This window comes from Polynucleobacter necessarius (genome assembly GCF_900095175.1).
GTDB lineage: Bacteria > Pseudomonadota > Gammaproteobacteria > Burkholderiales > Burkholderiaceae > Polynucleobacter > Polynucleobacter necessarius_I.
Genome location: NZ_LT606946.1, coordinates 491692 through 517743, shown reverse-complemented (window position 1 = coordinate 517743; position 26052 = coordinate 491692). Strand labels below are relative to the sequence as shown.

Below are 26052 nucleotides of genomic sequence, written 5' to 3'. Positions count from 1 at the left end.
TGTTTCATGGGATCAACTAACGCAGCGAAAGCCGATATACACCACACCGATATCTGCTGACTTGGACTCCACATCAGACTCTTTTTGTCTCTCTGGGCCATACCACCACGAAGCACCTCGAGTAATGAAACCGCCATTGCGCTCAGTTGCAGTCCACTCCCAAACATTGCCACCCATATCCAATAAGCCATTGACGCCAGGCTTAGTAGTGCCAGCAGGAACATGACCAGTACCGCGATTTAATGCACCTAGTGGTGCTACACCCTTGTAATCACCACAACCATTCAAGCAATGGGAGACAACCGGAGTTGTTCCACCTGGAAACGGATAATGTTGACCTTTGGTATAGCCAACTGGAGGAGCCTCTCTTTGTTCCACAAATGCTGCAGAGGTCCACTCAGCATCAGTAGGCAAACGCTTCTCATAGAAGCGACAAACAGAAGCGGCTTCAGATTGATTGAGATGTACCGCAGGCTCGCTGGATTTGGGGGTAAGGCCATAGGGGGTTTTCCAAGTCCAGCCAGGTTTTTTGACAAAGCCAGACTCATAAGAAAGTCCACCGCCATTCTTCTCGGCCTGACTTACAAAACCAGTGGCATCAGCAAAAGTTTTGACATCGGCAATAGTCATCTCGGTTTGATCCCAAGATACAGATCCGACTTTAACTACAAGAATAGTTGATGCAGGCGCACTATTGGCGGGCGTAGATCGCAACATAAAGTACGCAGCAATAGCTGATAGCGCCAAGCCAAACAGAATTGGGAGAATATCGAATTTTTTCATCAGAATGATCTCAAAAAATAAAAGGCTCCACGAAGGGAGCCTTAGGATAATGCAATATTCGGTGGGGCGAACGACGGGGCTCGAACCCGCGACAACCAGAATCACAATCTGGGACTCTACCAACTGAGCTACGTCCGCCACTGAAGACTTAGATTATAGCTTTTGAGCCAAAACCCTGTCAAAAATGGCTTAGATGCAGGGTTTAGGTGCTTTCAAAGTCAAATGCTGCCCAATCACCCAGGGTCAGACTAGCATCAATAAAGAAGTCCAAAATGGCCGCTTTACTTTGAACTTTAGCTAGAGCATGGTGATCAGAAAGACGCTGACGCCAGTAGCGAGAGTCTGCCCTGCCATGAGCCAGGCCCAGAATGTGGCGGGTGAATGCACCAATATAAAAAGGCTTTCCTTTGGCTTGGCACTCATCAAACCAAGCTTGTACTTGCTTAACCAGTGCAATCTGAATGCGATGCCATTCAGTTTCACTAAAGAGGTAGCCAGCCGCATCGCCATCGGTATGAATCATGTCATCCCAACCCAAAAGCAATGCCGGGAAATGATAGGCCGCCCTTCCAACCATAAAGCCATCAAAGTTATCCCAATGACCGGCAATTTGATCATTCGTTTCCAGGCCACCGTTGAGCAATACTTTGAGATCAGGAAATTGCTTTTGAGCATCCAAGCGAAGCTTTGCAGCTACTTCATAACGTAATGGTGGTTTGCTGCGGTTCTCTTTGGGAGATAAACCCTTCAGCACTGCATTGCGCGCATGAATGGTTACCTGGCTTGCGCCTACATCTGCTACAGCAAGAATAAAGTTCAATGTAAATTGATAGTCCGCCTCAGAGTTGGCGGCATCCATCGAATCTAAGCCAAGACGATGCTTTACCGTGATGGGAGTATCCACAGCGGCTTTCATTGCTTTGACGCAATCTGCAACGAGTTGTGGCTCAGCCATGAGGCAAGCACCGAAGGCGCCACGTTGAACGCGCTCTGAAGGGCAACCGCAATTAAGATCAATCTCATCGTAGCCCCACTGCTGCGCCAACTCCGCAGCCTTAGCTAAATCAGAAGGTTCAGAGCCACCCAATTGAAGGACAACAGGATGCTGGTCTTGTGAATAATCCAAATGACGTGGCACATCCCCATGAATAAGAGCGCCGGTAGTCACCATCTCGGTATAGAGAACCGCTTCTTTGGTGAGCGTGCGATGGAAAGAACGGCAGTGACGATCTGTCCACTCCATCATCGGGGCAACCGCTAAGCGTTTGGGTGTTTTTACAGTCATACCAATATCAAGCCAATACTCTCTGGGTCACAAAAGATCGCTCTTTTCCCGTTACCGGGTCTTTGAAATAAATCTCTTTTGCTAAAAGCTGCAGAGGTTTGGAAAAGTCCAAATCATACTCTTGATAAGGCGTCAGGATGGGATAGATCTGGTCATACTGAATGGGGATGCCTAGGCTATTGAGATGACAACGCAATTGATGCTTCTTGCCGCTACCAGGGGTTAAGCGATATTTAGCCCAAGGTTTTTTTGTCTCAAGCAATTCAATCAAGGTATCAGCATTGGCAATACCCTCCACTTCCTGCATTTGCAGAAAGTGTTCAGACTCTTCCAATCTACTTTGATAAGTCATTGGCAATTGATTGATCAGACCTTCTGAATAGGGTGCGATTGCTTCATAGACTTTCTTGACTGCGCGATCTCTAAATAAATTTTGGTATTGGGCTCGCTCTTGCCGATTCACAGAAAAAATCACTAGGCCTGCCGTATCGCGATCAATCCGATGAATCGGACTCAAGTCCTGAATCCCAGTTTTTTTCTTCAGCCGATTAAGCAAGGTTTGATGTAAATAAAGACCGCTTGGCGTCACCGGTAAAAAATGGGGTTTATCTGCAACCAGAATATGTTCGTCCTGAAAAAGAATGCTCTCCTCAAATGGAATTTCTGGTTCTCGAGCCAGGCGTCTGAAATACAGTAAATGTGTATTAGGAAGATAGGCATCGCCTGCAGCAAGCGCCTCACCCTCTTGGTTAAATACCAGGCCTTCCTCAAAACGAGCTTCCCACTCACCTCTATCAATATGCGGGAAATTGGCAATAAAGAAATCCAACAGACAGGCGTAATCCTGTCCGGCAGGCAAATACACCTTGGATGAGGAGACTCCTTCAGAATTGACTTTCATTTGGACTAGATTATCCACTCCACCCGGAGAAATAAAAGAATCTCAATACGACTATCCAGAAACCCCTCTAAAATGAGCCAGCAACACCCATAAGAACTAGAAAATAATAGACAACATGCTTGAACTCTCCGCATTTGACCTTGGCTTATTGCTCGCGTGCGCTTTATTTGCAGGCTTGGTCGATTCCATTATTGGTGGCGGAGGAATGATTCAAGTGCCAGCCCTTTTTGCTGCTTTACCAGGCTATCCGCCAGCCACCCTGCTCTCAGTTAATAAGTTTGGTTCGATTGTGGGGACTATTGGTTCAGCCATTCAGTACAGTCGGGCCAATAAAAGCCCTTGGGGCCTAGTCATTATTTCTTCATCATTTGCATTTTTTGCCTCAGTTGCAGGCGCTTACCTCGTCACTCAATTACCAACTGAATGGCTCAGAGGCGCCCTACCTTTTTTATTGCTTGCGCTGCTGATCTTTAATATCAAATCCAGTGCCGGTCTAGTGCATGCACCTAAGCGTCAGCATCACAAACAAAAAGCAATCGCCTCTACCGGTGCAGGCATCATTGGTTTTTATGATGGCTTTCTGGGGCCTGGAGCTGGTGCGTTTTACAAACTCTTCTACACCCGAGTATTGGGATTTGATTTTTTACGATCTGCAGCGCCTGCGAAGTACCTCAATATTGCCTCCAATTTAGGGGCACTCTGCGTCTTTTTCTATCTCGGTTTTTTTGACTGGCAGCTTGGCTTATTGATGGCTAGCGCTAATCTCGTAGGCGGCCAAATTGGCACTAAGATTGCCATCAAACACGGCAATACCTTTATCCGCAAAGGCTTTTTCATTCTGGTCACCATACTGATTATCAAAACCTTCTACGATGCCTTTCTGAAGTAAATCAAGCTCTAGACAACAGCCTTAGTGGATATGGCATTTTTTCGTAGATTTATGGCGATTTTCATAGTAAATTAGACATATGCAGGTGCAGTTTATTAACTACAAAAATAGAGGGGCAAATGAAAATTTTATTACCAGTTGACGGCTCCAAATCTTCGCTCAATGCGGCCAAGTATGTTGGAAAGTTAGCTAAGGATTTACGCAGCAAGTGCACAGTCACATTGATCAGCGTTCATGACGATATTGGGCTTGGTCATGTAAAGCAATTTGTCGCCAATAGCGTAATCGATGATTACCTTCGTGAAGTCAGCGAAAAAGAGCTCAAGGCAGCTCAGAAAGCCCTTGATACAGCGGCTGTAAAACACAACATGGTAATTAAGCGCGGTAATGTTGCCAATGAAATTATTGCCTTGGCCAATAAAGAGAAATTTGATCTAGTGGTAATGGGGTCAAAAGGTCGTAGCGGCATTGTTGATGCCATCATGGGCTCTGTCGCCCAAAAGGTAAGCAATGCAGTCAAGCAGCCTGTTTTATTGGTTAAATAAGCACAAAGGTTAATCATCGGATTAACTTCAATAGGCCGTCCGTGTGACGGCCTTTTTATGGATTTATAAATGAGTATTTTGCTTCTATTGTTTGCACCCGGCTTATTTGCCCTGGTCTGGCTCATCCGCCTGCAGATCTGCCTATCCAGGGTCCGCTATCTAGTAGATACCTATGGGATGGATCGCAAAAAATTGCGTAAGTTGTCATGCAAAGAGCTCAAGAAACTCCGTGTATCAATTGATGAACTTCGGCAAACTAATGATGCATTTGCTTTAGAGAATCTCGTTAGGCCATTTAAGGCATAACAAACAATAGCCCAAAATTAGTCGGATCAGACTAGATGTAATTCGACCCTCTTACCTAAGGCAGCAGCATACTTTCGCAGCGTACTTAAACTTGGGGAGTGCTTTCCAGTTGCCAAAGAGCTTTCGAGTCTGGCTATTGCAGGAGCTTGTGTACCCATTCTGCGAGCCACTTCAGCCTGAGATAAACCTGCGGCTTTACGAGCCTGCAGTATTTCATCAAGAATCGCAAACTCCTCTTTATTTAAGCGCTCAACCTCAGCCTTGACTGCTGGATTTTTTAACATCTTGCTAACTGCTTGTTTATGGGTCAATGTCTTTGTCTTCATAATTTCACTTCCCTCATTCTCAACTTGGCTAGCCTTAGTTCTTTATCGGGAGTTTTCTGCGATTTCTTGAGCATCGGGGCTGTAATAGCGAATGGTATAAGTCATTCAATGATGCTAACAAATATGTTAGCATCAAACAACCATGTTGCGCAAGGGCCATCCAATAGTGAGGGTATATTGACCTCACAAATAAACCCCGCATTGAAGTTAGAGTTGATAGCAAATTCTCAGGGGTTAAATTGCCCTTTGATTTACCCTCTTAGATAGCTCCTGGGCAGACTCTTTTCTCTCGCTGTAGCGATCCGTCAAGTACTCGCTAACTCCACGAGTCAGCAATGTGAACTTATAGAGCTCTTCCATGACATCGACAACGCGATCATAAAAGGAGGATGGCTTCATACGTCCATCTTCCTCAAATTCTGTAAAAGCCTTGGCAACCGATGATTGATTGGGGGTAGTAATCATCCTCATCCATCGACCCAAGATGCGCATTTGATTAACCGCATTAAAGGATTGTGATCCCCCACATACCTGCATTACAGCCAAGGTCTTGCCTTGAGTTGGCCTAATAGCACCCTCAGACAATGGAATCCAATCAATCTGTGTTTTTAGCAAGCCAGTCATAGCACCATGCCGCTCCGGGGAAGTCCAAACCATTCCTTCTGCCCACAAGGCTAATTGACGCAACTCCTGCACCTTTAGATGGGTATCGGGTGTGTCATCAACTAGAGGCAGACCAGTAGGGTCAAAAATTTTGACTTCGCCACCCATAGCGGTTATAGCCTCGCCGCCTCTAAAGTAAGGAGCTTGCTATAGGATCTCTCACGTAGTGAGCCATACAGTATCAGAAACCGAGGCGCATGATCGCCAGCTTGGATGCTCAATTTTTCTAATGCAGGAATCTGAAACAAATCCTCTACTAAGGCAGGAAATTGCAGTGGAGACTCAAACACTTAAGAAGCGTCCTTTTGAAAATACTTTTCCTTAAACCATAAGGCTACAGTAACCAAGCCAATCATGATGGGCACCTCAACTAATGGGCCAATGACTGCCGCAAAGGCTGCTCCAGAATTAATTCCAAAGACCGCAATAGCAACAGCAATAGCCAACTCAAAGTTATTACTGGAAGCGGTAAAGGAAAGCGTGCAGCATCGTTTGTAATCGATTCCCATCTTGCCAGTCACCAAGAAAGTCAGCAAGAACATGATGAGAAAGGAAACCAACAATGGCACGGCAATAGTCACGACATCCATCGGAAGCGTTAAGATGACGCCGCCTTTGAGGCTAAACATCACGATGATGGTGAAGAGCAAAGCTATTAAAGTGATCTTGCCAATGCGAGGCACAAAGTGCTCGTGGTAATGCTCTTTAGAAAAATGGCATTAAATGCCACTAAGTCAGCAGCGTATTCAGTAGAGCCCTTGGCCAAATCATTCCAAATAATGACCATCGCAACACAAGGTGCAATACCAATCAATATCAGGCTAGCCATATATTCCGGTTGGTCAGGAACAAAAGTAATTGCCAAAAAGAACATTAAAGTCGGCGCAATAATCCAGTTCATCAAAATAGAAATACCGAAGATGCGCTTGTCTTTAAATACGTCAGGCAAGTCTTCGTAGCGCACCTTGGCAAATGGCGGGTACATCATCAAGATCAAGCCAATAGCAATTGGAAGATTAGTTGTGCCGACCTGGAAGGAATTAATAAACACTTCAATACCCGGAATAATGTGGCCTAAGGCAATACTAACTGCCATTGCTACAAAAATCCAGACCGTTAAATAACGGTCCAGAAAAGAAAGTTTTTTTGTGATCGAGCTCATGCTTTAGTATGAATTTCTTTAAGGCTCATCGAGTCGAGTTTTTCCAATGGCATTGCTGCCAAGCTATCTAGGCGTCTTTTAAGGCCATTTTTGACCTCATGAAATGCTGCTCTCTTTTCTAAATCAGTACCCTGCACTTGCGATGGATCAGGGAATCCCCAATGTGCTGTTGCAGGATTACCGGGCCAAAATGGACAAACCTCGCCAGCAGCATTATCGCAAACGGTCACAATAAAATCCATCTTGGGCGCATCTTCCAATCCAAATTCATCCCAGCTCTTCGATCTCAAAAGAGCGCGGTCCATACCTAACTCCTCCGCAATATCGGCAGCAATTGGATTAACACTTGTACCCGGTGTTGAGCCTGCTGAATAACCTACAAACTTGCCACTTGGGTGCGTTGATGCTAAAGCCTCACCCAACACTGATCGAGCAGAATTATGGGTACATAAAAAAGAATGTTGTACTATTTCATTGAGCATTTACCTTTTTTAGAGATTTTGGTGTTTTACAAGATTTACCGCCGCAGCAGTTAGCTAACAAGAACTCGCTGAGCTCTTCAACCATGCCAGCGTTAGGTCTATAGATGAGGTTGCGACTTTGGCGCTCGACCGTAATGAGATTGGCCTGATAGAGCTCTTTTAGATGGAAGCTGAGTGTCGCATTTGGAATACCCAACATCTCATGAATTTGCGATGGCATTAAACCTGTATCGCCCTTTTGCACAATGAGGCGGTAAACGTTTAAGCGTGACTCCTGCCCTAGGGCAACGAATGCTTGTATTGCTTCGATATTTTTCATAATTCGATAATAATAGAATAATGTTGCAATTTTATGACATACATCAAATTGATGAGGCATTCCCTGCTCCAAAATACTCAAAAGGAATCCCATGAATCTCACAACGCCCCTGGCAGCCTTAAAAGACTGGCCAAAGCTATTTTTAGCTAGCGCCACCATTATTTGGTATGGGCTTTATAAATCACTCATTCCCGTTTCCGAGTGGATAGTCTCATTACTACCAATTGAGCGTCAAAGTCAGTTGGGCGATGCGTTGCAGTTCTTTTTCTATGACACCCCTAAGGTATTGCTGCTACTTACTGGCGTTGTCTTTGTCATGGGGATAATTAATTCCTATTTCACACCTGAGCGTACCAGAGCTCTACTAGCCAGAAAATCAGAAGGCGTAGGCAACATCCTGGCAGCAAGCCTTGGAATTGTTACGCCCTTTTGCTCCTGCTCTGCCGTACCTCTCTTTATTGGTTTTGTTCAGGCCGGTGTGCCACTAGGAATTACCTTCTCATTCTTGATTTCCGCGCCAATGGTCAATGAAGTGGCTTTGACTTTGCTCTTCACATTATTTGGCTGGAAGATTGCCAGCTTATATTTGGTGCTTGGACTATCCGCAGCCATCATTGCTGGCTGGGTCATTGGCAAACTCAAGCTAGAACCCTATTTGGAAGATTGGGTTATCAATATGCCTAAGACTGTGGCAACAGTTGATACTGACCGCCTGACCTTAAGCGATCGCATTGACTCTGGGAAAGCGGCCATTAAAGAGATTGTGGTCAAAGTCTGGCCATACATCATCGTGGGTATTGGTGTTGGTGCCGGAATTCACGGTTATGTCCCAGAAGACTTCATGGCAAGTTTGATGGGTAAAGAAGCATGGTGGTCTGTTCCTGTTGCGGTACTCATTGGTGTGCCTATGTATACCAATGCCGCTGGGATTATTCCAATTGTGGAAGCCTTGCTAGCCAAAGGTGCAGCACTTGGCACTGTATTAGCCTTCATGATGAGCGTAATTGCCCTATCTTTGCCTGAAATGATTATTTTGCGTAAGGTTTTGAAGATTCGCCTGATCATCATCTTTGCCAGCATCGTAGCAACAGGCATTCTGATTGTTGGTTATATTTTTAACGCTGCTCTACAAGGGAATCATCATGGACATTAAAGTACTAGGTACTGGTTGCAGCAACTGCAAAGCCACAGTCAAATTAGTGGAGGAAGTTGCCAAAGAAAGAGGTGTGTCGATCACCATGGAAAAGGTAGAAGATATTCAAGACATCATGAAATTCAACATCATGTCTACTCCCGGTGTAATCGTGGATGGCAAGGTAGTTCATACTGGCGGCATTCCAAGTCGTGAAAAAGTTGAGCAGTGGTTTGCATAATCACGATTCACATGTAAGTAAGCCAACGTACAACACCATATTTGCTGTTGGCATTGGCTTAAACCTTGCCTATGTAGTTGTGGAAGCGTTTTATGGCTGGAAGATTAACTCGCTAGCCTTAATTGCTGATGCTGGTCACAATCTAAGTGATGTCGCTGGACTGTTGCTGGCTTGGGTAGCAACCTTTGTGGCTAGCCTGCGCCCGAATATTCGCCATACCTTTGGGTGGCAAAAAGCCTCCATCATGGCGGCATTCATTAATGCAGTCTTACTCCTAGTAGCGATGGGCTCCTTAATTCTAGAGTCCGTCCAAAGACTGCAATCCCCAGAGTCGATGAAAGGATTGGTGGTTATCACTGTAGCCGGAATTGGCATTGCGATTAACGCCTTTACGGCCCTTCTCTTCCTCAAATACCAAGAGAAGAACTTGAACCTTAAGGCTGCATTCTTACATATGATGGCAGATGCATTAATGTCCCTAGGGGTTGTCGTTGCTGGAGTTTTATGCCTCTACTTTGAGTGGGAGTGGCTGGACCCTGTGTTAAGTCTTGCTATATCCGCCATCATTATTGTGAGTGCACTTAATCTATTTAAGAAGACTGTGCACATGATGTTTGATGGCGTACCCGACTCAATAGAGCTGCCCAAGGTTTATGAATATCTCAAGTCCATCGAAGGTGTTGCAAAAGTTCACGACCTACATATCTGGGCAATGAGCACCTCTGACGTTGCCCTAACAGTTCAACTTATTATTCCTAACTGGCAGCATGATGATGCTTCTATTGATCAAATCCAAGATGCATTGTTAGCCCAATTTCATATCTCCCATGCCACCATCCAGATAACAAGAGCGCCTATTAGCACTTCTTGTTTTAATTATTAAGAGCCTAACTATGCCTTCACTAATTAAAAGATTCGTATTTTTCATTGCCTGCATATCAACAGCATTCATTCAAACTGCTTTTGCTCAAAATGCAGACTTAAAGCCCATTAAGCTAGATAAAAATACGTACGCCCTGATTGGCTCTATTGGCCCAAGGACTTATGAGAACTATGGACTTAATGCGAATTTTGGGGTCATTGATACCCCTGATGGCGCCATTTTGATTGATAGTGGAGCATCACCTCAGGGTGCAGCCATTCTTGAGAAAGAAGTAAAAATACTGACCAGCAAAAAGGTACGCTGGGTTATTAATACGGGCTCACAAGATCACCGCTAGCTTGGTAATGATTACTTTGCCAAACAAGGTGCAGAGATCGTTGCACTGAAAAGAACAACTATTACCCAATCAAGCCTAGGTTTAGGTCAAATCACCAGCGTTCAGACAGTTTTAAGGGAAAGAGCTAATGGCACTACTCCATTCGCCAGCCCAAAAGCCCCGGAAACTGATTACGCAAAACTCAATCTTGGTGGCGTTGATATAGTAATTCGATATTTTAACCATGCTCACTTTGCTGGTGACGCTGTTGTTTATCTTCCTAGCTCTGGAATTTTATTTTCAGGTGATCATATTTATGTTGATCGACTGCTGGGGATCCTCCCACAAAGCGATGCCACAAAGTGGTTGGATGCCTTTAATCAGATTGAGGTGATGAATGCCAAGATTATTGTGCCTGGACATGGCTCCATTACAAACATTAAAAAAGCGAGAACACAGACTTGCGACTATCTCGCCTTCATTGTTAGGGGCGTCAAGAAATATGCTGAGGATATGGCTGGGGTTGAGAGCGCAGTGAAGAATCTGGCTGGCGCACCTCAATTTGAAAATCTAGCCAACTTTAAAGATTTGCATAAGGGTAATATTAGTCGAGCCTATCTAAGGCTTGAGTCAGAGTAAAGGTTCGCGGTAGCCACCTTACTCACCAAAGTCAAGATAGCAGACAGCTTTAAGACGCCCAGGATGGTTTACGGGGTTACGACCCTATTGCGGTACAGAAAAACCGTATTGCTTCATCACTTTCCTTGACTTAGGGTCTTGCAGATAGAGGTAAAAATCTTTAGCGCTTGGTGCAGTGTTTTTGATCAAAGCCATCTTTTGCTTCAGTGGTTTATGAAGACTATCCGGTATCAACACAGATGAGGATTGAGCTTGAGTTTGTGGCGAAGAAGCTAGAGATAAAGCGGAGATCGCAAAATCAGCCGACCCCGTTAAAGCAAACATCGTGGCTTGAGAAATATTTTCTCCAAAGACCAGCTTCGGCCGAACCAAATCCCAGACCTCAATACTAATAAGGTATTCTTTTGCCGCCCTGCCATAAGGAGCGTGATCCGGATTGGCTATTGCAATCTTCTTAGCCGCTTGAATTGCTTTCACTAGGGTATCTTTGTCAGCGCCGAGCTGAATTGAGCCATCTTTTTTTGCAAGAGAACGACTCTGCCGATTGCATACAGGGTTCCCCCCATTAACCGTTAAGCCACTTTTAGATAAGTCATCTACATAAGCCTCATCAGCAGACTAAATGGCGCACCATTTTTGGTTTGCTGCCACAGCACACCAGATGAGCCAAACACCAGTTTGACATCTTGGCCTTTATCAGCCTTATAGTTAGCGGCAATTTCTTCGATAGCAAACTTGAGATCTGAGGCGGCAGCCACTGTTGGCGCAGTTTGAGCAATAGCGGTCGAGATAAAGAGAGTCAAAAATCCCAAAAGAATACTTTTAACCATGGTCATTCAATTTCTCCAATGCTCGCTATTCTTGTAGTGTAACGATTTCTTACTAACACTTACCAACCCTTACTAACTTCCACCTTTGAGCTTGCGTAAAGCATCTGCCATTGCGTTATTCATTGGGGGCGCAGATCTTCTATCTTCCTGTGGTCTTCTGGCCTCTGGAATTCTTGGGGTTCCCGGTCTATTTGCTCTTTGCTCAGGCTTTGCACCTGTCGATACTTTAGGGGCCTCATCAGATAGTCGCATCGTCAAAGCAATCCGCTTACGCTTTTCATCTACCTCAAGCACTTTGACCTTCACAACCTGACCTGCTTTAACTACGGTATGTGGATCTTTAACAAAGGTATTGGCTAATGCAGAGATATGTACCAGGCCATCTTGATGAACGCCAATATCCACAAATGCATCAAAGGCTGCAACGTTAGTAACAACGCCTTCCAAAATCATGTCAGCTTTGAGGTCACTGATTTTTTCTACGCCATCTTTAAATGTTGCAGTGGTGAATTCAGGACGTGGGTCACGACCAGGCTTCTCTAATTCTTTAATGATGTCGGTGACTGTTGGCACGCCAAACTTCTCATCAGCATACTTTTCTGGACTCAGACCTTTCAAAATAGTTTCATCACCAATCACTTCCTTGACGCCCTTCTTGATATCTTTGAGTATTTTCTCTACCAAAGGATAGGATTCTGGGTGGACTGCTGATGCATCTAATGGATCCTTGCCATTCATGATGCGCAAGAATCCTGCTGCCTGCTCAAAGGTCTTGTCACCTAAACGTGGCACGCTCCGTAAATCCGCCCGAGTCTGAAAGGCGCCATTGCTATCCTGATAAGAAACAATACCCTCAGCAACCGTACTACTTAGCCCTGAAACCCTTGCCAGCAAAGGCGCTGAAGCGGTATTCACATCAACGCCAACCGCATTCACACAATCCTCTACTACTGCTACTAATGACTTAGCTAATTGAGTCTGCATCACATCGTGCTGATACTGACCCACACCAATGGACTTCGGATCGATCTTTACTAGCTCTGCCAGTGGATCTTGCAACCTTCTCGCAATCGATACTGCCCCTCTGAGCGACACATCCATGCCGGGCAATTCTTTTGAGGCGTATTCAGAGGCAGAGTAAACCGATGCTCCCGCTTCGGACACCACTATCTTAGTTAGCTTGAGTTCTGGCTTGGCCTTGATTAAATCTTGCGCCAACTTATCTGTTTCACGGGATGCGGTTCCGTTGCCGATCGAGATTAGGGTCGCCTTGTGCTTCTCGGCTAATTTCGCAAGCGTATGCAATGAACCATCCCAATCATTTTTAGGCTGATGTGGGTAAATCACGTCCGTATCCACTACCTTGCCAGTAGCATCGACTACTGCAACCTGCACACCTGTTCTCATTCCAGGATCTAAACCAATGGTGACCTTTGGTCCCGCAGGCGCAGCCAACAGCAAATCCTTGAGGTTACGCGCAAACACATTAATCGCCTCAGCTTCAGAGCGTTCACGTAAAGCACTCATAAGCTCAGACTCCAAATGCATCGAACACTTGATACGCCAAGTCCAACGCACAGTTTCTGCCAGCCATTGATCTGCTGGACGACCTTCATTTTTAATCCTGAATTGATTAGCAACACGGGACTCACAAGGATTATGAGGTGCATCTCATTTGGGTTTTTCTTCCTCAGTATCCAGACGTAAATTGACCATCAACATCTGCTCACGACGACCTCTAAATAATGCCAAGGCACGATGCGAAGGGATTGCAGCAATAAGTTCAGAGTAATCGAAGTAATCAGCGAATTTCTCACCCTCTTGCTCCTTACCAGCAATCACCTTGGACTCCACTACACCATGTTCTTGTAAGTAGGTCCTGAGTGACTGCACTAAGCCAGCATCTTCTGCAAAGCGTTCCATCAAATCTGGCGGGCACCCTCAAGAGCCGCTTTCACGTCAGGAACTCCAGGGTTATTCGTGCCATCTACGTCAAATACTTCTTTAATATATTTGGCAGCCTCTATTTCGGGATCTAAATTAGGATTAGCGAGCAAATCATTCGCTAGCGGCTCTAATCCTGCTTCTAGGGCGATTTGGGCTTTGGTTCTGCGCCTTTGGCTTGTACGGAAGATAGAGATCCTCCAGGCGCGTCTTATCCTCAGCAAGCATGATGGCCTTGAGCAACTCCGGGATCATCTTGCCCTGCTCCTCAATTGATGCCACGATTGCCTTGCGACGATCTTCTAGTTCACGCAAATAACTCAGACGCTCCTCTAGCAAGCGTAACTGCGCATCATCTAAACCGCCAGTAGCCTCCTTACGATAACGGGCAATAAAAGGAACGGTAGCGCCCTCATCCATCAAAGCAATAGCAGCAGCTACTTGAGCGGGTTTAGCGGATAACTCTTGGGCAAGGCGTTGTTCAATGGAAGGCAGCATGAGGATCTATTTTTACTATTATTTTTGGAATATGGATTTCAATGAAGAACAAAAGCCACCCGGAGGTGACTTTTTTGTATAGCTTGAAGTAGCTTAGTCGCGTGATGCTTTCTTACGCTCATGCTCCTTGAGATAGCGCTTACGAATACGAATACTCTTCGGCGTTACTTCTACCAATTCATCATCATCGATAAACTCAACAGCGTACTCGAGGTTCATGGCGATTGGTGTTACCAAGCGCACTGCCTCGTCAGTACCAGATGCACGAACGTTGGTTAATTGCTTGCCCTTAATTGGGTTAACAACCAAGTCATTATCACGGCTATGAATACCGATGACCATACCTTCATACAAAGGATCGCCAGGGCTCACAAACATACGGCCACGGTCTTGTAATTTCCACAAAGCGTAAGCAACTGCCTCGCCATCATCTTGACTGATCAATACGCCGTTATGACGCTCACCCAAGATGCCGTCTTTTGCAGGTGCATAGGAATCAAAAGTGTGGCTCATTAAACCGTTACCGCGTGTCATGGTCATGAAATCGCCTTGGAAGCCGATCAAACCACGCGCAGGAATACGGTACTCAAGACGTGTGCGACCTTTACCATCGCTCACCATGTCAAGCAACTCACCTTTACGCTTACCCAAGTCTTCCATGACGGCGCCTTGAGTTGTATCTTCTACGTCAACCGTTAAATTCTCGTACGGCTCCATCTTCACACCATCTACTTCGTGGAATACCACGCGTGGGCGGGAAACTGCCAACTCGTAACCTTCACGACGCATTGTTTCTACCAAGATAGTGAGGTGCAATTCGCCACGACCTGACACTTCAAATACGGTGTCATCGTCAGTTTCTTTAACGCGCAATGCCATATTGGATTTCAGTTCGCGATCTAAACGCTCACGAATCTGACGGCTAGTAACAAACTTACCTTCACGACCAGCTAATGGGCTGGTGTTCACCATGAAGTTCATGGTCAAAGTAGGTTCATCAATCTTGAGCATGGGCAATGCTTCAGGGGTGTCTGGTGCGCAGATCGTTGTTCCGATTGCCAAATCTTCAATACCGTTTACCAATACGATATCGCCCGCTTGAGCTTCATCAACCAACTCACGCTCTAAGCCACGGAATTTCAACACTTGGTTAATACGACCTTTGCGTTGGACGCCATCAGGGCCGTCCATAAACACAACATCCATCAACGGCTTTACAGTTCCGCGGTTTACACGTCCTACACCGATCTTACCTACGTAAGTGCTGTACTCAATAGAAGTAATCTGTAACTGCAAAGGGCCTTCTGGGTTGTCATCACGCACTGGAACATGCTTGAGCACAGTGTCAAACAATGGACGCATGTCGCCTTCGCGAACATCATCAGTCAAGCCGGCATAGCCGTTCAAACCAGATGCGTACACTACTGGGAAATCTAACTGCTCTTCAGTAGCACCTAACTTATCAAACAACTCAAAAGTAGCATTGATCACGTAGTCTGTACGAGCGCCGGGACGGTCAACCTTGTTAATCACCACAATCGGCTTCAAACCAAGAGCCAAGGCTTTCTTGGTTACGAAGCGAGTTTGTGGCATTGGACCCTCAACCGCGTCAACCAAGAGCAAAACACCGTCAACCATGGAGAGCACACGCTCTACTTCGCCACCGAAGTCAGCATGTCCCGGTGTGTCTACGATATTGATGTGTGTGCCATCATACCCAACCGCACAGTTCTTGGACAAAATAGTAATGCCACGCTCTTTTTCCAAGTCGTTTGAATCCATGACGCGTTCGGTCATTTTTTCATTGGAACGGAATGTGCCTGATTGGCGCAAGAGTTGGTCAACCAAAGTAGTTTTACCGTGGTCAACGTGGGCGATGATGGCGATATTACGAAGTGCGCGTTTAGTCATGTGAAGCTTCTGAAGTTAAGAATAGGGTTAATGAATAAAGGGATTAAATGTGTTTAATGTGCCGAAGAAATCAAGCGCTTGGGATGCAAAACCCCAGAACGCCAATCACTAGTGCCAATAAAGTTATGTGGAGCTGCTGTTGCACGATAGATACGCACCAGCGCCTCTATCGAAGGTAAATTCAGTGGGATTCGTTGACCCATCTCCAAACGTTTTGCTTGCTGCTCATCCACGGTTAAGTGGGGCAAGGTTTGCAAGAGCGCATCAACTGGCAAGATATAGCTTGAGCTATCTTGTAAACCTTTTTGAATCGACTCGATTGTGAAAGACTGCTCCAAAGTAAGGTGCCCTACTTCCGTGCGACGCAGGCCAACTAGATGAGCACCACAACCCAACGCCTTACCAATATCTTCTGCCAATACGCGAATGTAAGTACCCTTGCTGCAGCTCACTTCTAAAGTGGCTTCTGGCCAATTGACATTGGTCCAATGAATTGCATGAATCGTAATATCTCGTGGAGTGCGCTCTAACTCAACACCAGCACGAGCATATTCATATAAAGGCTTACCATCGCGCTTGAGCGCGGAATACATTGGGGGAACCTGACTAATCGGACCAGTAAATGCCGGCAATAGATCATCTAATGCAATTTTGATAGTCGCTTCATCCGCAAATACAGGTAAAGGTAGTTCTTCAATGACTAAACCTTCAGCATCACCAGTATCAGTACGCTGACCAAATTTCACTTGAGCGATATAGGTTTTATCTGCCTCTAATAAATCCTGCGAGTACTTCGTTGCTTCACCCAAGCAAATCGGGAGTAAGCCGGTAGCCATTGGATCTAAAGTGCCGGTGTGCCCTGCTTTTTCTGCATTGAATGCGCGCTTCACGGCAGTGACTGCGCCTTGTGAGCTCATGCCAGCAGGTTTATCAAGCAAGACTACGCCATCGATACGTACAGACATAGCTATTTACGCGTTCTCGTCTTTGCGATCACTATCTACAGCTTGATCAATTAAGCGCGACATTTCAATGCCGTGCTCAACAGAACTGTCGTAGTGGAAATGCAGAGTTGGCACAGTATGAATATGCAAACGCTTAAACAATACGGAATGCAAATAGCCCGCCTTATCCTGCAAAGCCTTCAATGCCACTTCAGGCTCAGCACCTAAGACGGTAAAAAAAACTTTTGCATGCGCCAAATCTGGCGTGAGTTCAATACTTTGTAAAGTAATCAAACCCAGGCTCGGGCTACGCAATTCACGAGGAATTAGCTCGGCCAGGTCCCGCTGAATTTGATCGGCGAGACGCTGGTTACGATGAGGACTAGTTTTATGCATTAACTCAATAGCTCTTAAAGTGTTCTAGCGACTTCAGTAACTTCAAATGCTTCGAGTTGATCGCCCTCTTTGATGTCGTTGTAGCCTTTTAATGACAGACCACACTCAACACCGGCGCGAACTTCTTTTGCATCATCTTTAAAGCGCTTCAGGGAATCTAATTCGCCAGTCCAGATCACTACGTTGTCACGCAAGAGGCGGACACTAGAGGTGCGCTTAACAACACCGTCAAGCACCAAGCAACCCGCAATTGCACCAACTTTAGATACCAAGAAGACTTGACGAATCTCCACCATACCGGTGATTTCTTCCTTCTTATCTGGCGTCAACATGCCGCTTAAGGCTGCTTTCACCTCATCAACCGCGTCATAAATAATGTTGTGATAACGAATATCGACACCATTGTTCTCAGCCAACTTACGTGCCGCACCATCCGCACGAGAATTAAAGCCAATAATGACCGCCTTAGAAGCGACTGCTAAGTTGACGTCAGTCTCAGTAATACCACCCACGGCTGCGTGAACAATTTGAACTTTCACTTCTGCAGTAGATAACTTTTGTAATGACTGTGACAAAGCTTCTTGAGAACCCTGTACGTCCGCTTTAATAATGAGTGGCAATAACTTCGCCTCAATCGCACCCTCTTCCATGTTTTCCATCATGGTTTCGAGTTTGAATGCTTGCTGTTTAGCCAACTTCACATCACGGAACTTACCTTGACGGAAGAGTGCGATCTCACGTGCTTTACGCTCGTCAGGAACCACTTGAACCGCTTCACCTGCAGCAGGAACCTCAGATAAACCTTGGATCTCTACAGGGATAGATGGGCCAGCTTCATTACATGGCTTGCCGTTTTCATCCAACATCGCACGAACGCGACCGTAGGTTGAACCCGCCAACAACATATCACCACGCTTGAGCGTGCCAGACTGAACCAAAATAGTGGCAACAGGACCGCGACCTTTGTCCAAACGCGCCTCAATAACGAGACCTTGCGCAGGAGCATCTTTCGCTGCCTTGAGTTCTAAAATTTCTGCTTGTAAAAGAACGTTCTCAAGCAAGGCATCAATGCCGTCACCCGTTTTTGCGGAGACGCCAATAAATGGCACATCACCACCGTATTCTTCTGGAACGACTTGTTCAGCAACTAACTCAGTCTTAACGCGCTCTAAGTTCGCTTCTGGCTTATCAATCTTATTAATGGCTACAACAATCGGAACGCCACCAGCTACTGCGTGAGCAATCGCTTCTTTCGTTTGCGGCATCACGCCGTCATCGGCTGCAACAACCAAGATCACGATATCCGTTGCCTTAGCACCACGAGCACGCATAGCCGTAAAGGCTTCGTGACCCGGAGTATCAAGGAAAGTAATCATGCCGCGTGGCGTTTCAACGTGATAAGCGCCAATATGCTGAGTAATACCACCGGCTTCGCCAGTAGCAACTTTAGCTGCACGAATCTTATCGAGCAAAGATGTTTTACCGTGGTCAACGTGACCCATCACCGTAACAACTGGTGGACGTGGTAATAACTCTGCATCGTGACCAGTAATACCGAGATCTAAATCTGGATCATCTAATTTAGCAGCATGGGCTGTATGACCCATTTCTTCTACGATGATCATGGCAGTATCTTGATCCAAGATCTGGTTGATCGTTACCATCTGACCCATGCCCATCAAGAGCTTAATCACTTCAGCGCTCTTCACGGCCATTGCATGAGCTAACTCAGCAACAGTAATGGTTTCAGGAACATGAACATCGCGTACAACGGGTTCTGTTGGAACTTGGAAGTTTGTATCGACGTTGGCTTCTGCAATTTGACGTTGCTTTCTTCTACCACCGCCAGAGCGCCAACCACCCACACCACCAGAGCTATCGCCACGAGTCTTGAGGCCACCAGGTTTCTTGGCGCCCTCTTCTTGCCAAGTAGATGAAGTCTCTGCAGACTTAATCGTCTTGCCACCAACCTTAGCAACTGCTTTTTTCTTATCATCCGCACCTTCAGCCTTAGCCGGCTTATGAAGGGTGCCTTTTTTCGCCTCTTCAGCAGCAATTTCACTTGGCGCTTTAAGAACACGTGCAGGCGTACTCATCATGTCGCGAATAGCTAAAGCTTCAGCTTCTGCGGCAGCACGACGTTTAGTGATGTCAGCTAACTGCGCTTTACTAGCATCAGCGATATCTTTAGCAGCTTTATCGGCTTGCACTTTCTTGTCAGCGGCTTTTGCAGCAGCGGCAGAACCATCATCATCTGACTTGATTGTTTTTTCAACAACAGGCTGAGCTGCAGTGGCAGCAGCTGCAGCATCAACCTCTTTTTGGCGAGCATCTTCTGCTGCCTTCATTTCTGCCTCTTGGCGTGCCAATAACTCAGCTTGACGCGTCGCTTCAGCTGCGCGCTTTTCCAACTCCTCAGCAGAGAGGATAGGTTTAGCAGGCGCCGCAGGAGCAACTTCTTTAGCCACTGGAGCCGGCGCTTCTTCAGGAGCTTTATCTCCTGCTTTAACTGGTACGCGTTTTTTACGAACTTCAACCTGAACGGTGCGAGTACGTCCAGCAGAATCTGCCTGACGAATCTCAGAGTTTTCGCGCTTGATTAAGGTAATCTTTTTACGACTACCGGTATCTGCACTGCCATGCTCTTTTTGCAAGTGCTCAAGCAGGATAGTCTTGTCCTTTTCGGTAATACTGTCGTCCTCAGAATCTTTTTCGATACCGGCCGCCTTCAATTGCTCCAGAAGGTCGGGCGTGGTACGTTTTAATTCTTTAGCGAGTATTTTTACTGTTGTTGCCATGCACTACTTCCTCTCATGAAGTAAACCAATGTTCGCGCGCTTTCATGATGAGCGTTTTCGCGGTTTCTTCGTCAATTTGTGTCGCCTCAACTAGCTCATCAACAGCCAGTTCAGCTAAGTCGTCACGTGTGTGAACTTGATTGTCAGCAAGCTTGGCAATCAACTCAGTAGTCATCCCCTCGAGGGAGCGTAAATCTTGTGAGACTTCGCCAACGCGCTCTTCTTTAGCCAATTCCATAGTCAAGAGAGAGTCACGTGCACGAGTACGCAATTCGTTTACGGTGTCTTCGTCGAAAGAATCGATTTCTAACATTTCAGAAAGCGGTACATAAGCAACCTCTTCCAAAGTATTGAAACCTTCCTCAATTAAGATGTCAGCAACCTCTTGATCAACGTCCAATTTATCCATAAACAATTGACGTACAGAAGCAGCTTCTTTTTCTGTTTTCTCAGCAGACTCTTCTGGAGTCATGATGTTGATCTGCCAACCAGTCAACTCACTAGCCAGGCGAACGTTCTGTCCGCTACGACCAATCGCGATTGCCAAGTTCTCTTCATCAACCACCACATCCATGGCGCGACGCTCTTCATCAACCACGATAGATGACGCTTGCGCTGGAGCCAAAGCACCAATCACAAACTGCGCTGGATCTTCAGACCACAATACGATGTCCACCGCTTCGCCAGCTACTTCGTTACGAACTGCAGTAACGCGTGTGCCACGAACACCAACGCAAGTACCGATTGGATTGATACGCTTGTCATAAGTAATCACGGCAATTTTTGCGCGGATACCAGGGTCACGTGCTGCGCCCTTAATCTCTAATAAACCCTGTTCCATCTCTGGAACTTCGTTCTCAAACAACTTGATCAAGAAATCAGGGCAAGTACGTGAGAGTTCAATCTGTGGGCCACGAGCTTCACGATCTACTTTAAGGATGTAGGCGCGGACGCGATCACCAGAACGAAGGTTCTCTTTAGGGATCATTTGATCGCGACGGAGCAATGCCTCAACGCGGCCAGATTCAATGATCAAACCATTCTTGTCAGCACGCTTGACGGTACCGGTCATGACTTTTTCGCCACGCTCAAGGTAGTCGTTCAAAATCTGCTCACGCTCAGCATCACGAATGCGCTGCAAGATCACTTGCTTAGCAGCCTGTGCGCCGATACGGCCAAAGGCTAAAGATTCGATTTGCTCTTCGATGAATTCACCAACTTCCATGTCAGGGAATTGCTCAAGCGCTTCAAAATGAAGGATTTCCTTATCGGGCTCTTGGAGACCAGCTTCATCAGGAACAACCAACCAGCGACGGAAGGTTTCGTATTCACCAGACTCACGATCAATCGATACGCGAATATCCACATCTTCTGTCGGATAACGTTTCTTAGTGGCTGATGCCAACGCCATTTCTAGCGCCTCAAACACAATCGCTTGATCTACGTTCTTTTCACGCGCTAAGGCGTCTGCCAACATGAGAGCTTCTCGGCTCATGACCTTCTTCCTTTGAAATCAATAACAGGGACCAACCGAGTCTTGTCGACCTCGGCTAAAGAAAACTCCAATTGAGACTCGGCGCCATCAGTACCTTTAAACAACAAACCAAATTTCGCATCAGGCGAATCTAATTCACCACTCAGCAAACCTTGCAACACACCACGAAACTTCTTACGGTCGCCAACGGCAACACGTAATTTCAAATCTACTTCCATTCCAGAAAAACGCTCGTAATCAGCCGCTGACTTCACAGGGCGATCCAGGCCAGGAGAAGAAATCTCTAGACGCTCAAAGGGGATGTTTTCCACTGGCAAGGTGTAGCTCAGTTGGTGACTTACCTTTTCGCAATCCTGGACATTAATCAAACGCTCGTAATCCGGGTTTTCAATCGTGACGCGCAGCAAACCTCCGGCTTCACGCTCAATATCAACTAGCGTGTACCCTAGGTTTTCTACTTCTGCAGAAATAATCCGCTGATCTTTCACGAATACCCTTCAATCCAAAACGGCAAAAAAAAATGGGCTTCAAAGCCCATATTCTCGAAATTCAGAACAGGCCGACTTACGTTGATCGCAACATCAGTCGGTAACAACTCAAAACAGCAGTGAACTGCTATAAGACCAAAATTATAGCCGATTTAGAGGAAAACCGATAGAAATCAGAAGCTTTCGCTTGGATTTCGAGGTTTTCTAGGGCCTTTATTGAAAGGTTTGCGCCCTTTTGGTGCCCCCCGTTTAGGGCCATTTCCAGGACTTTGTGGGCTTGCAGTCACAAAAGCAGACTGTCCATGATGGACTTTTTTGCCTTTATTACGGTTTTGACCCTGACCGCCCTGTCCACCGCCTTGACCGCCTGAACCAGGACGACCACCCTGGGTACGACCCCGGAAAGGACCGCGACCTTCGCCAGAACCATCGCCACCAGGCTTTCCGCCCCTGCTTTGATGGGTTAGGGCACCATGGCCGCTGGCCTGGGTAAGAGCATCCCGTGAACCCCAATAAGAAACTGAGGTTTGCATTGGATCAGGCTGAAAGTCCTCACCAACAGGAGGGCGGCGATCGCGACCCTGAGCATTTGGATTGCGGCCTTTATCTTGTGGCTGAGGCATTTTTAAACCTGCAAACTTCATCAGGTTATAGATGCCGCCAGCCTCAATCTCCTCCCATTTACCCCTTCTCAAGCGTGGGGGTAACAAGAAAATGCCGTAACGAGTTCGGATTAAGCGCGATACCGTATGGCCAACAGCTTCAAACATGCGGCGAACCTCGCGGTTACGGCCCTCAGTCAAAGCAACGTGATACCAACGGTTTGCACCCTCCCCGCCACCCATGGAAAGACGTAAAAATTTAGCCTGGCCGTCATCTAAGGTAATGCCGCTCTTTAATTGAGCCATATTCTCTTGACTCAGATCACCCAAAATACGGACAGCGTACTCACGCTCAACACCGTAACGAGGATGCATCAAACGATTAGCCAACTCACCAGAGGTGGTGAATAACAAAAGACCTTCAGTATTAAAGTCCAAGCGACCTACTGCAATCCAGCGCCCTTGACGCGGTTTTGGCAAACGATCAAATACAGTTGGACGACCTTCCGGATCAGATTGACTTACGATCTCGCCGGCAGGCTTGTGATACATGATGACGCGCGGCGGCTTAGTCTGAATCTTGCGATGCACTGGCTTACCATTAATACGCACTTGATCGGTGGGTCCAATACGTTGGCCAATATGTGCTGGCAAACCATTTACAGATACGCGCCCTTGAATAATCAGGTCTTCCATATCACGACGTGAACCCATACCGACATCAGCCAGCACTTTGTGCAACTTCACGGTATCTTCGTCGTCAGCGTCATCGTCTAAACCATCTAAGTCAGACCAAACTTCATCACGCAAACTCAGCGGCAAATCATCGATGTTTGCAAATTGCAAACTACTCATCTCATCATCGCTAGGCATATCAGCATCATCATCATGACGAACACGTTGTGCACGGCGCTCTGCACCAGTCTGATGAGAAATCTCATTCTCGTTTAGGCCATCAGGATTTTTAACTTCAACAACCTCTGGCGCATCTAATGCAGCATCGAATTCTCCAGAAACAACTGATGCAAACAACGCTTCGCTCTCTGCTGGATTTGGTGCAAGCTTAGCGGATGCATTATTGCCTCCCTCGCGCTGGCCACCAGACTCACCGCCCTCACGACGAGGCCGATCTTTATTGAATGGGCGTTTCTTATTAAAGGGATGCTTGCTAGCGCCCGCACCTTGGCGGCGTGGACGACGTTGACCGCCTTCGCGCCCTTCACCCTTCGCACCGTCTACATTATTGGATGCAGACTCAGAACCAGGGGAATTGTTCGATGTAGGTTTAATCGGAGATGAATCGTTTTCGTTATGACTTGTCATTAATAATTACTTTTGTTCGTCTGATTTATCTTCAGGCTCTGGGGTAACTTCTTCTACTTCTTCACTTGTCTCTTCGCTGATTTCATCATCAGCAATCTCAATTTCTTCGTTGCTGGATTCTTCGTTGCTGGATTCTTCGTTTGCTAATTCTTCACTTGCTGACTGAATAATTGGTTGACCGTTTTCATCCAACTCGATGACAGTTTCAACGTTGGCGCTTGGATCAAACTCCATTACCGCTTGATCCAACTGTTCTGCTGCAGCCATCGGCGCAGCGTCTTCTAACATTGGCAAGCTTTGTAAATTCGTGAGGCTCAAATCATCTAAAAATTGTTTGGTAGTCGCGTACAGACCTGGGCGACCGATAGTCTCTTTATGTCCAATGACTTCAACCCAACCACGATCCTCTAACTGCTTCATCACATTACTACTCACTGCAACCCCACGAATCTCTTCGATTTCACCGCGGGTTACTGGTTGACGGTAAGCAATAATCGCTAATGTTTCCATCACTGCACGGGAATACTTTGGCGGCTTTTCTGGAGTCAGGCGATCGAGATACTCGCGCATCGCTAAACGGCTCTGAAAACGCCAGCCAGTGGCAATATGCACCAACTCCATGCCTTTATCTTCCCAGGCCTTTTGAAGCTCCAATAGAGCATCATCAATTTCGCCAGTAGCAATTTCTTCAGCAAATAAGCGCGTCAGATCGGCAACTGTGAGTGGTTCTTGCGCGCACAAGAGGGCTGTTTCAATTACGCGTTTATTGTGATCATCCATAAAATTCGGGCTATCAGGGAGGGTCTGATGAGACTATAAAAATGTATTTCAGTAATGGGTTGGTGGTGTTCTGGTGGCTCTATTTAGCTACTACGGGCAATTCATCTCCGAAATTCCTCATGGGAGAGCTACCCGCGCTGAAACGAAGTCTTTTTCGCTCACCGTTTGGCCATTATAAGGGAGGCTCAATACAATAGCCACATGCATGAAATTACAGCCCCACCCCAAGTCTCATCCTTCGAGGCTGATAGAAGGCGTCGTTTTTCTAGGTTTAAACCTAGGTTTAGGCGCCCTCATTGGGGGCTCAGGCTTGGCTGGGTGTAGCTTAATGGGCAGCCGCAAGCCTGTAGTCGGCCTAGCTCTTGGCGCGGGAGCGGCCCGAGGCTTTGCCCATGTAGGGGTCATTAAGGCTCTGGAAGCTCAAGGTATTCGGCCCGATATTGTGGTCGGCAGCAGTGCTGGCAGCGTCATCGCTGCATTACTTGCCTCTGGCGCCACCGGAAATGACCTGAATCGACTTGCCTTAAATCTGGATGAGACTACTATTGCCGACTGGGGACCTCCTTTTGTCGGAAGATTTGGCGGCCTCATCAAAGGGGATGCTCTTCAAAACATAGTCAATCGTGAAGTACAAAATAAATCAATCGAGCAAATGCGCATCCCATTAAGAATTGTGGCAACTGAATTGCAGCCCGGAAAAGGTATTTTGTTTCGCTCTGGCAATACAGGCCTAGCAGTACGCGCCTCATGTAGTATTCCAGGCGTGTTCCAGCCAGCCGTCATTAGCGGCAAAGAATATGTCGATGGAGGCTTAGTCGCCCCAGTTCCAGCAAGCTACGCAAGACAGATGGGTGCAACCCTAGTCATTGCAGTCAATATCTCTTCGGAGCCAGTTCATCAAGATGCAAGCGGGACCTTTGGCATCATGCAACAGACGATTTCCATCATGCAGCGAAGTATTAATCAGTACGAACTTAAAAGCGCTGATATTGTGATCACTCCTCACCTCAAGCAAATGAATAGTGGTGATTTCAAATCCAGAAATGAAGCAATCCTCGCAGGAGAGGAGGCCGCCCAAGAGCAGATGGCTGCCCTGAAAGAAAAACTTCGATCCTAGCCCTAGGGCTAACTTCCCAAGATGGGGTGATTGATTTAGGATTCGGTGCAATTG

At 46.5% G+C, this 26052-nt stretch carries 25 protein-coding genes, 1 tRNA gene and 3 pseudogenes; 9 read left to right on the top strand and 20 right to left on the bottom strand.

All coding sequences use genetic code 11. The features are described from left to right. Positions 1-12: 12 nt before the first annotated feature. From DXE44_RS02765 to DXE44_RS02750, 4 genes are all read right to left on the bottom strand, one after another. Positions 13-783, bottom strand: coding sequence for an SUMF1/EgtB/PvdO family nonheme iron enzyme (locus DXE44_RS02765; RefSeq protein ID WP_114652473.1), 771 nt, complete (start codon positions 781-783; stop codon positions 13-15). Positions 784-845: 62 nt separating this feature from the next. After that, positions 846-921, bottom strand: a tRNA-His gene (locus tag DXE44_RS02760). A gap of 64 nt (positions 922-985) precedes the next feature. Next, on the bottom strand, positions 986-2068 hold the full coding sequence (gene dusA / locus DXE44_RS02755) for a tRNA dihydrouridine(20/20a) synthase DusA (protein WP_114652471.1): 1083 nt from the start codon (positions 2066-2068) through the stop codon (positions 986-988). A gap of 7 nt (positions 2069-2075) precedes the next feature. Next, on the bottom strand, positions 2076-2969 hold the full coding sequence (locus DXE44_RS02750) for a pseudouridine synthase (protein WP_114652469.1): 894 nt from the start codon (positions 2967-2969) through the stop codon (positions 2076-2078). Positions 2970-3084: 115 nt separating this feature from the next. Between DXE44_RS02750 and DXE44_RS02745 the strand changes: the two genes are divergently transcribed. The 3 genes from DXE44_RS02745 to DXE44_RS02735 all read left to right on the top strand — a co-directional run bounded on the left by DXE44_RS02745 (position 3085) and on the right by DXE44_RS02735 (position 4709). Then, a complete protein-coding gene (locus DXE44_RS02745) occupies positions 3085-3858 on the top strand; it encodes a sulfite exporter TauE/SafE family protein (protein ID WP_114652467.1) in 774 nt (257 codons plus the stop codon). Between the two features lie 119 nt (positions 3859-3977). Further along, complete coding sequence (locus DXE44_RS02740; RefSeq protein ID WP_114652465.1) at positions 3978-4403, top strand: universal stress protein; 426 nt, start codon at positions 3978-3980, stop codon at positions 4401-4403. Positions 4404-4472: 69 nt separating this feature from the next. Further along, positions 4473-4709, top strand: a complete 237-nt coding sequence (locus tag DXE44_RS02735; protein WP_114652463.1) for a hypothetical protein — start codon at positions 4473-4475, stop codon at positions 4707-4709. A 26-nt stretch (positions 4710-4735) separates the two neighbouring features. Here the strand turns inward: DXE44_RS02735 and DXE44_RS02730 are convergent, their stop codons facing one another. From DXE44_RS02730 to DXE44_RS02710, 6 genes and pseudogenes are all read right to left on the bottom strand, one after another. Beyond that, a complete protein-coding gene (locus DXE44_RS02730; protein ID WP_114652461.1) occupies positions 4736-5035 on the bottom strand; it encodes a helix-turn-helix domain-containing protein in 300 nt (99 codons plus the stop codon). Positions 5036-5269: 234 nt separating this feature from the next. Continuing rightward, positions 5270-5946: pseudogene (arsH, locus tag DXE44_RS02725) on the bottom strand (arsenical resistance protein ArsH). A 42-nt stretch (positions 5947-5988) separates the two neighbouring features. Then, positions 5989-6381: an arsenic resistance protein gene (locus DXE44_RS11495; protein WP_269460665.1), complete on the bottom strand. Its 393-nt coding sequence runs from the start codon at positions 6379-6381 to the stop codon at positions 5989-5991. Next, positions 6354-6860: an arsenic resistance protein gene (locus DXE44_RS11490; RefSeq protein WP_269460664.1), complete on the bottom strand. Its 507-nt coding sequence runs from the start codon at positions 6858-6860 to the stop codon at positions 6354-6356. The genes DXE44_RS11495 and DXE44_RS11490 overlap by 28 nt, the downstream gene beginning before the upstream one ends. Then, positions 6857-7342, bottom strand: a complete 486-nt coding sequence (locus DXE44_RS02715; RefSeq protein ID WP_114652459.1) for an arsenate reductase ArsC — start codon at positions 7340-7342, stop codon at positions 6857-6859. Before DXE44_RS02715 ends, DXE44_RS11490 begins: the two co-directional genes overlap by 4 nt. Next, complete coding sequence (locus DXE44_RS02710) at positions 7332-7661, bottom strand: ArsR/SmtB family transcription factor (protein ID WP_114654320.1); 330 nt, start codon at positions 7659-7661, stop codon at positions 7332-7334. Before DXE44_RS02710 ends, DXE44_RS02715 begins: the two co-directional genes overlap by 11 nt. Positions 7662-7752: 91 nt before the next feature. On the opposite strand from DXE44_RS02710, the gene DXE44_RS02705 reads away from it, so the two are divergent. From DXE44_RS02705 to DXE44_RS10900, 5 genes are read left to right on the top strand one after another with little or no spacing between them, the layout of a single operon-like run. Beyond that, positions 7753-8814 (top strand): permease, encoded by a 1062-nt coding sequence (locus DXE44_RS02705; protein WP_114652457.1) that lies wholly within the window; start codon positions 7753-7755, stop codon positions 8812-8814. Next, positions 8804-9034, top strand: a complete 231-nt coding sequence (locus tag DXE44_RS02700; protein ID WP_415065063.1) for a thioredoxin family protein — start codon at positions 8804-8806, stop codon at positions 9032-9034. Before DXE44_RS02705 ends, DXE44_RS02700 begins: the two co-directional genes overlap by 11 nt. Further along, positions 9027-9917 (top strand): cation diffusion facilitator family transporter, encoded by an 891-nt coding sequence (locus tag DXE44_RS02695; RefSeq protein WP_231970552.1) that lies wholly within the window; start codon positions 9027-9029, stop codon positions 9915-9917. Before DXE44_RS02700 ends, DXE44_RS02695 begins: the two co-directional genes overlap by 8 nt. 10 nt (positions 9918-9927) lie before the next feature. Continuing rightward, positions 9928-10254, top strand: a complete 327-nt coding sequence (locus DXE44_RS02690) for an MBL fold metallo-hydrolase (RefSeq protein WP_114652453.1) — start codon at positions 9928-9930, stop codon at positions 10252-10254. Between the two features lie 36 nt (positions 10255-10290). Further along, on the top strand, positions 10291-10872 hold the full coding sequence (locus DXE44_RS10900) for an MBL fold metallo-hydrolase (RefSeq protein WP_114652451.1): 582 nt from the start codon (positions 10291-10293) through the stop codon (positions 10870-10872). An 84-nt stretch (positions 10873-10956) separates the two neighbouring features. Here the strand turns inward: DXE44_RS10900 and modA are convergent. The 10 genes and pseudogenes from modA to scpB form a co-directional block, all read right to left on the bottom strand. Beyond that, positions 10957-11702, bottom strand: a pseudogene (gene modA, locus DXE44_RS02680) (molybdate ABC transporter substrate-binding protein). Positions 11703-11774: 72 nt separating this feature from the next. Continuing rightward, positions 11775-14144, bottom strand: a pseudogene (locus DXE44_RS02670) (Tex family protein). A gap of 93 nt (positions 14145-14237) precedes the next feature. Further along, entirely contained in the window at positions 14238-16055 is a 1818-nt protein-coding gene (typA, locus tag DXE44_RS02665; protein WP_114652445.1) for a translational GTPase TypA, read from the bottom strand. Between the two features lie 53 nt (positions 16056-16108). Further along, positions 16109-17020 (bottom strand): tRNA pseudouridine(55) synthase TruB, encoded by a 912-nt coding sequence (gene truB / locus DXE44_RS02660; RefSeq protein WP_114652443.1) that lies wholly within the window; start codon positions 17018-17020, stop codon positions 16109-16111. Between the two features lie 6 nt (positions 17021-17026). After that, complete coding sequence (gene rbfA / locus DXE44_RS02655) at positions 17027-17395, bottom strand: 30S ribosome-binding factor RbfA (protein WP_114652441.1); 369 nt, start codon at positions 17393-17395, stop codon at positions 17027-17029. Positions 17396-17409: 14 nt separating this feature from the next. Next, entirely contained in the window at positions 17410-20193 is a 2784-nt protein-coding gene (gene infB, locus DXE44_RS02650; protein WP_114652439.1) for a translation initiation factor IF-2, read from the bottom strand. A 13-nt stretch (positions 20194-20206) separates the two neighbouring features. Further along, positions 20207-21688 (bottom strand): transcription termination factor NusA, encoded by a 1482-nt coding sequence (gene nusA / locus DXE44_RS02645; RefSeq protein WP_114652437.1) that lies wholly within the window; start codon positions 21686-21688, stop codon positions 20207-20209. Then, positions 21685-22176, bottom strand: a complete 492-nt coding sequence (gene rimP, locus DXE44_RS02640; protein WP_114652435.1) for a ribosome maturation factor RimP — start codon at positions 22174-22176, stop codon at positions 21685-21687. Before rimP ends, nusA begins: the two co-directional genes overlap by 4 nt. Positions 22177-22349: 173 nt before the next feature. Further along, the gene (gene rluB, locus DXE44_RS02635) at positions 22350-24101 is read right to left on the bottom strand and encodes a 23S rRNA pseudouridine(2605) synthase RluB (RefSeq protein WP_114652433.1); all 1752 of its coding nucleotides are present in this window, start codon (positions 24099-24101) and stop codon (positions 22350-22352) included. 6 nt (positions 24102-24107) lie between these two features. Further along, on the bottom strand, positions 24108-24881 hold the full coding sequence (gene scpB, locus DXE44_RS02630) for an SMC-Scp complex subunit ScpB (RefSeq protein ID WP_114652431.1): 774 nt from the start codon (positions 24879-24881) through the stop codon (positions 24108-24110). Between the two features lie 328 nt (positions 24882-25209). Here scpB and DXE44_RS02625 point away from each other — a divergent pair, with 328 nt between their 5' ends. Continuing rightward, positions 25210-25998, top strand: a complete 789-nt coding sequence (locus DXE44_RS02625) for a patatin-like phospholipase family protein (RefSeq protein WP_415065514.1) — start codon at positions 25210-25212, stop codon at positions 25996-25998. Positions 25999-26052 lie beyond the last annotated feature (54 nt).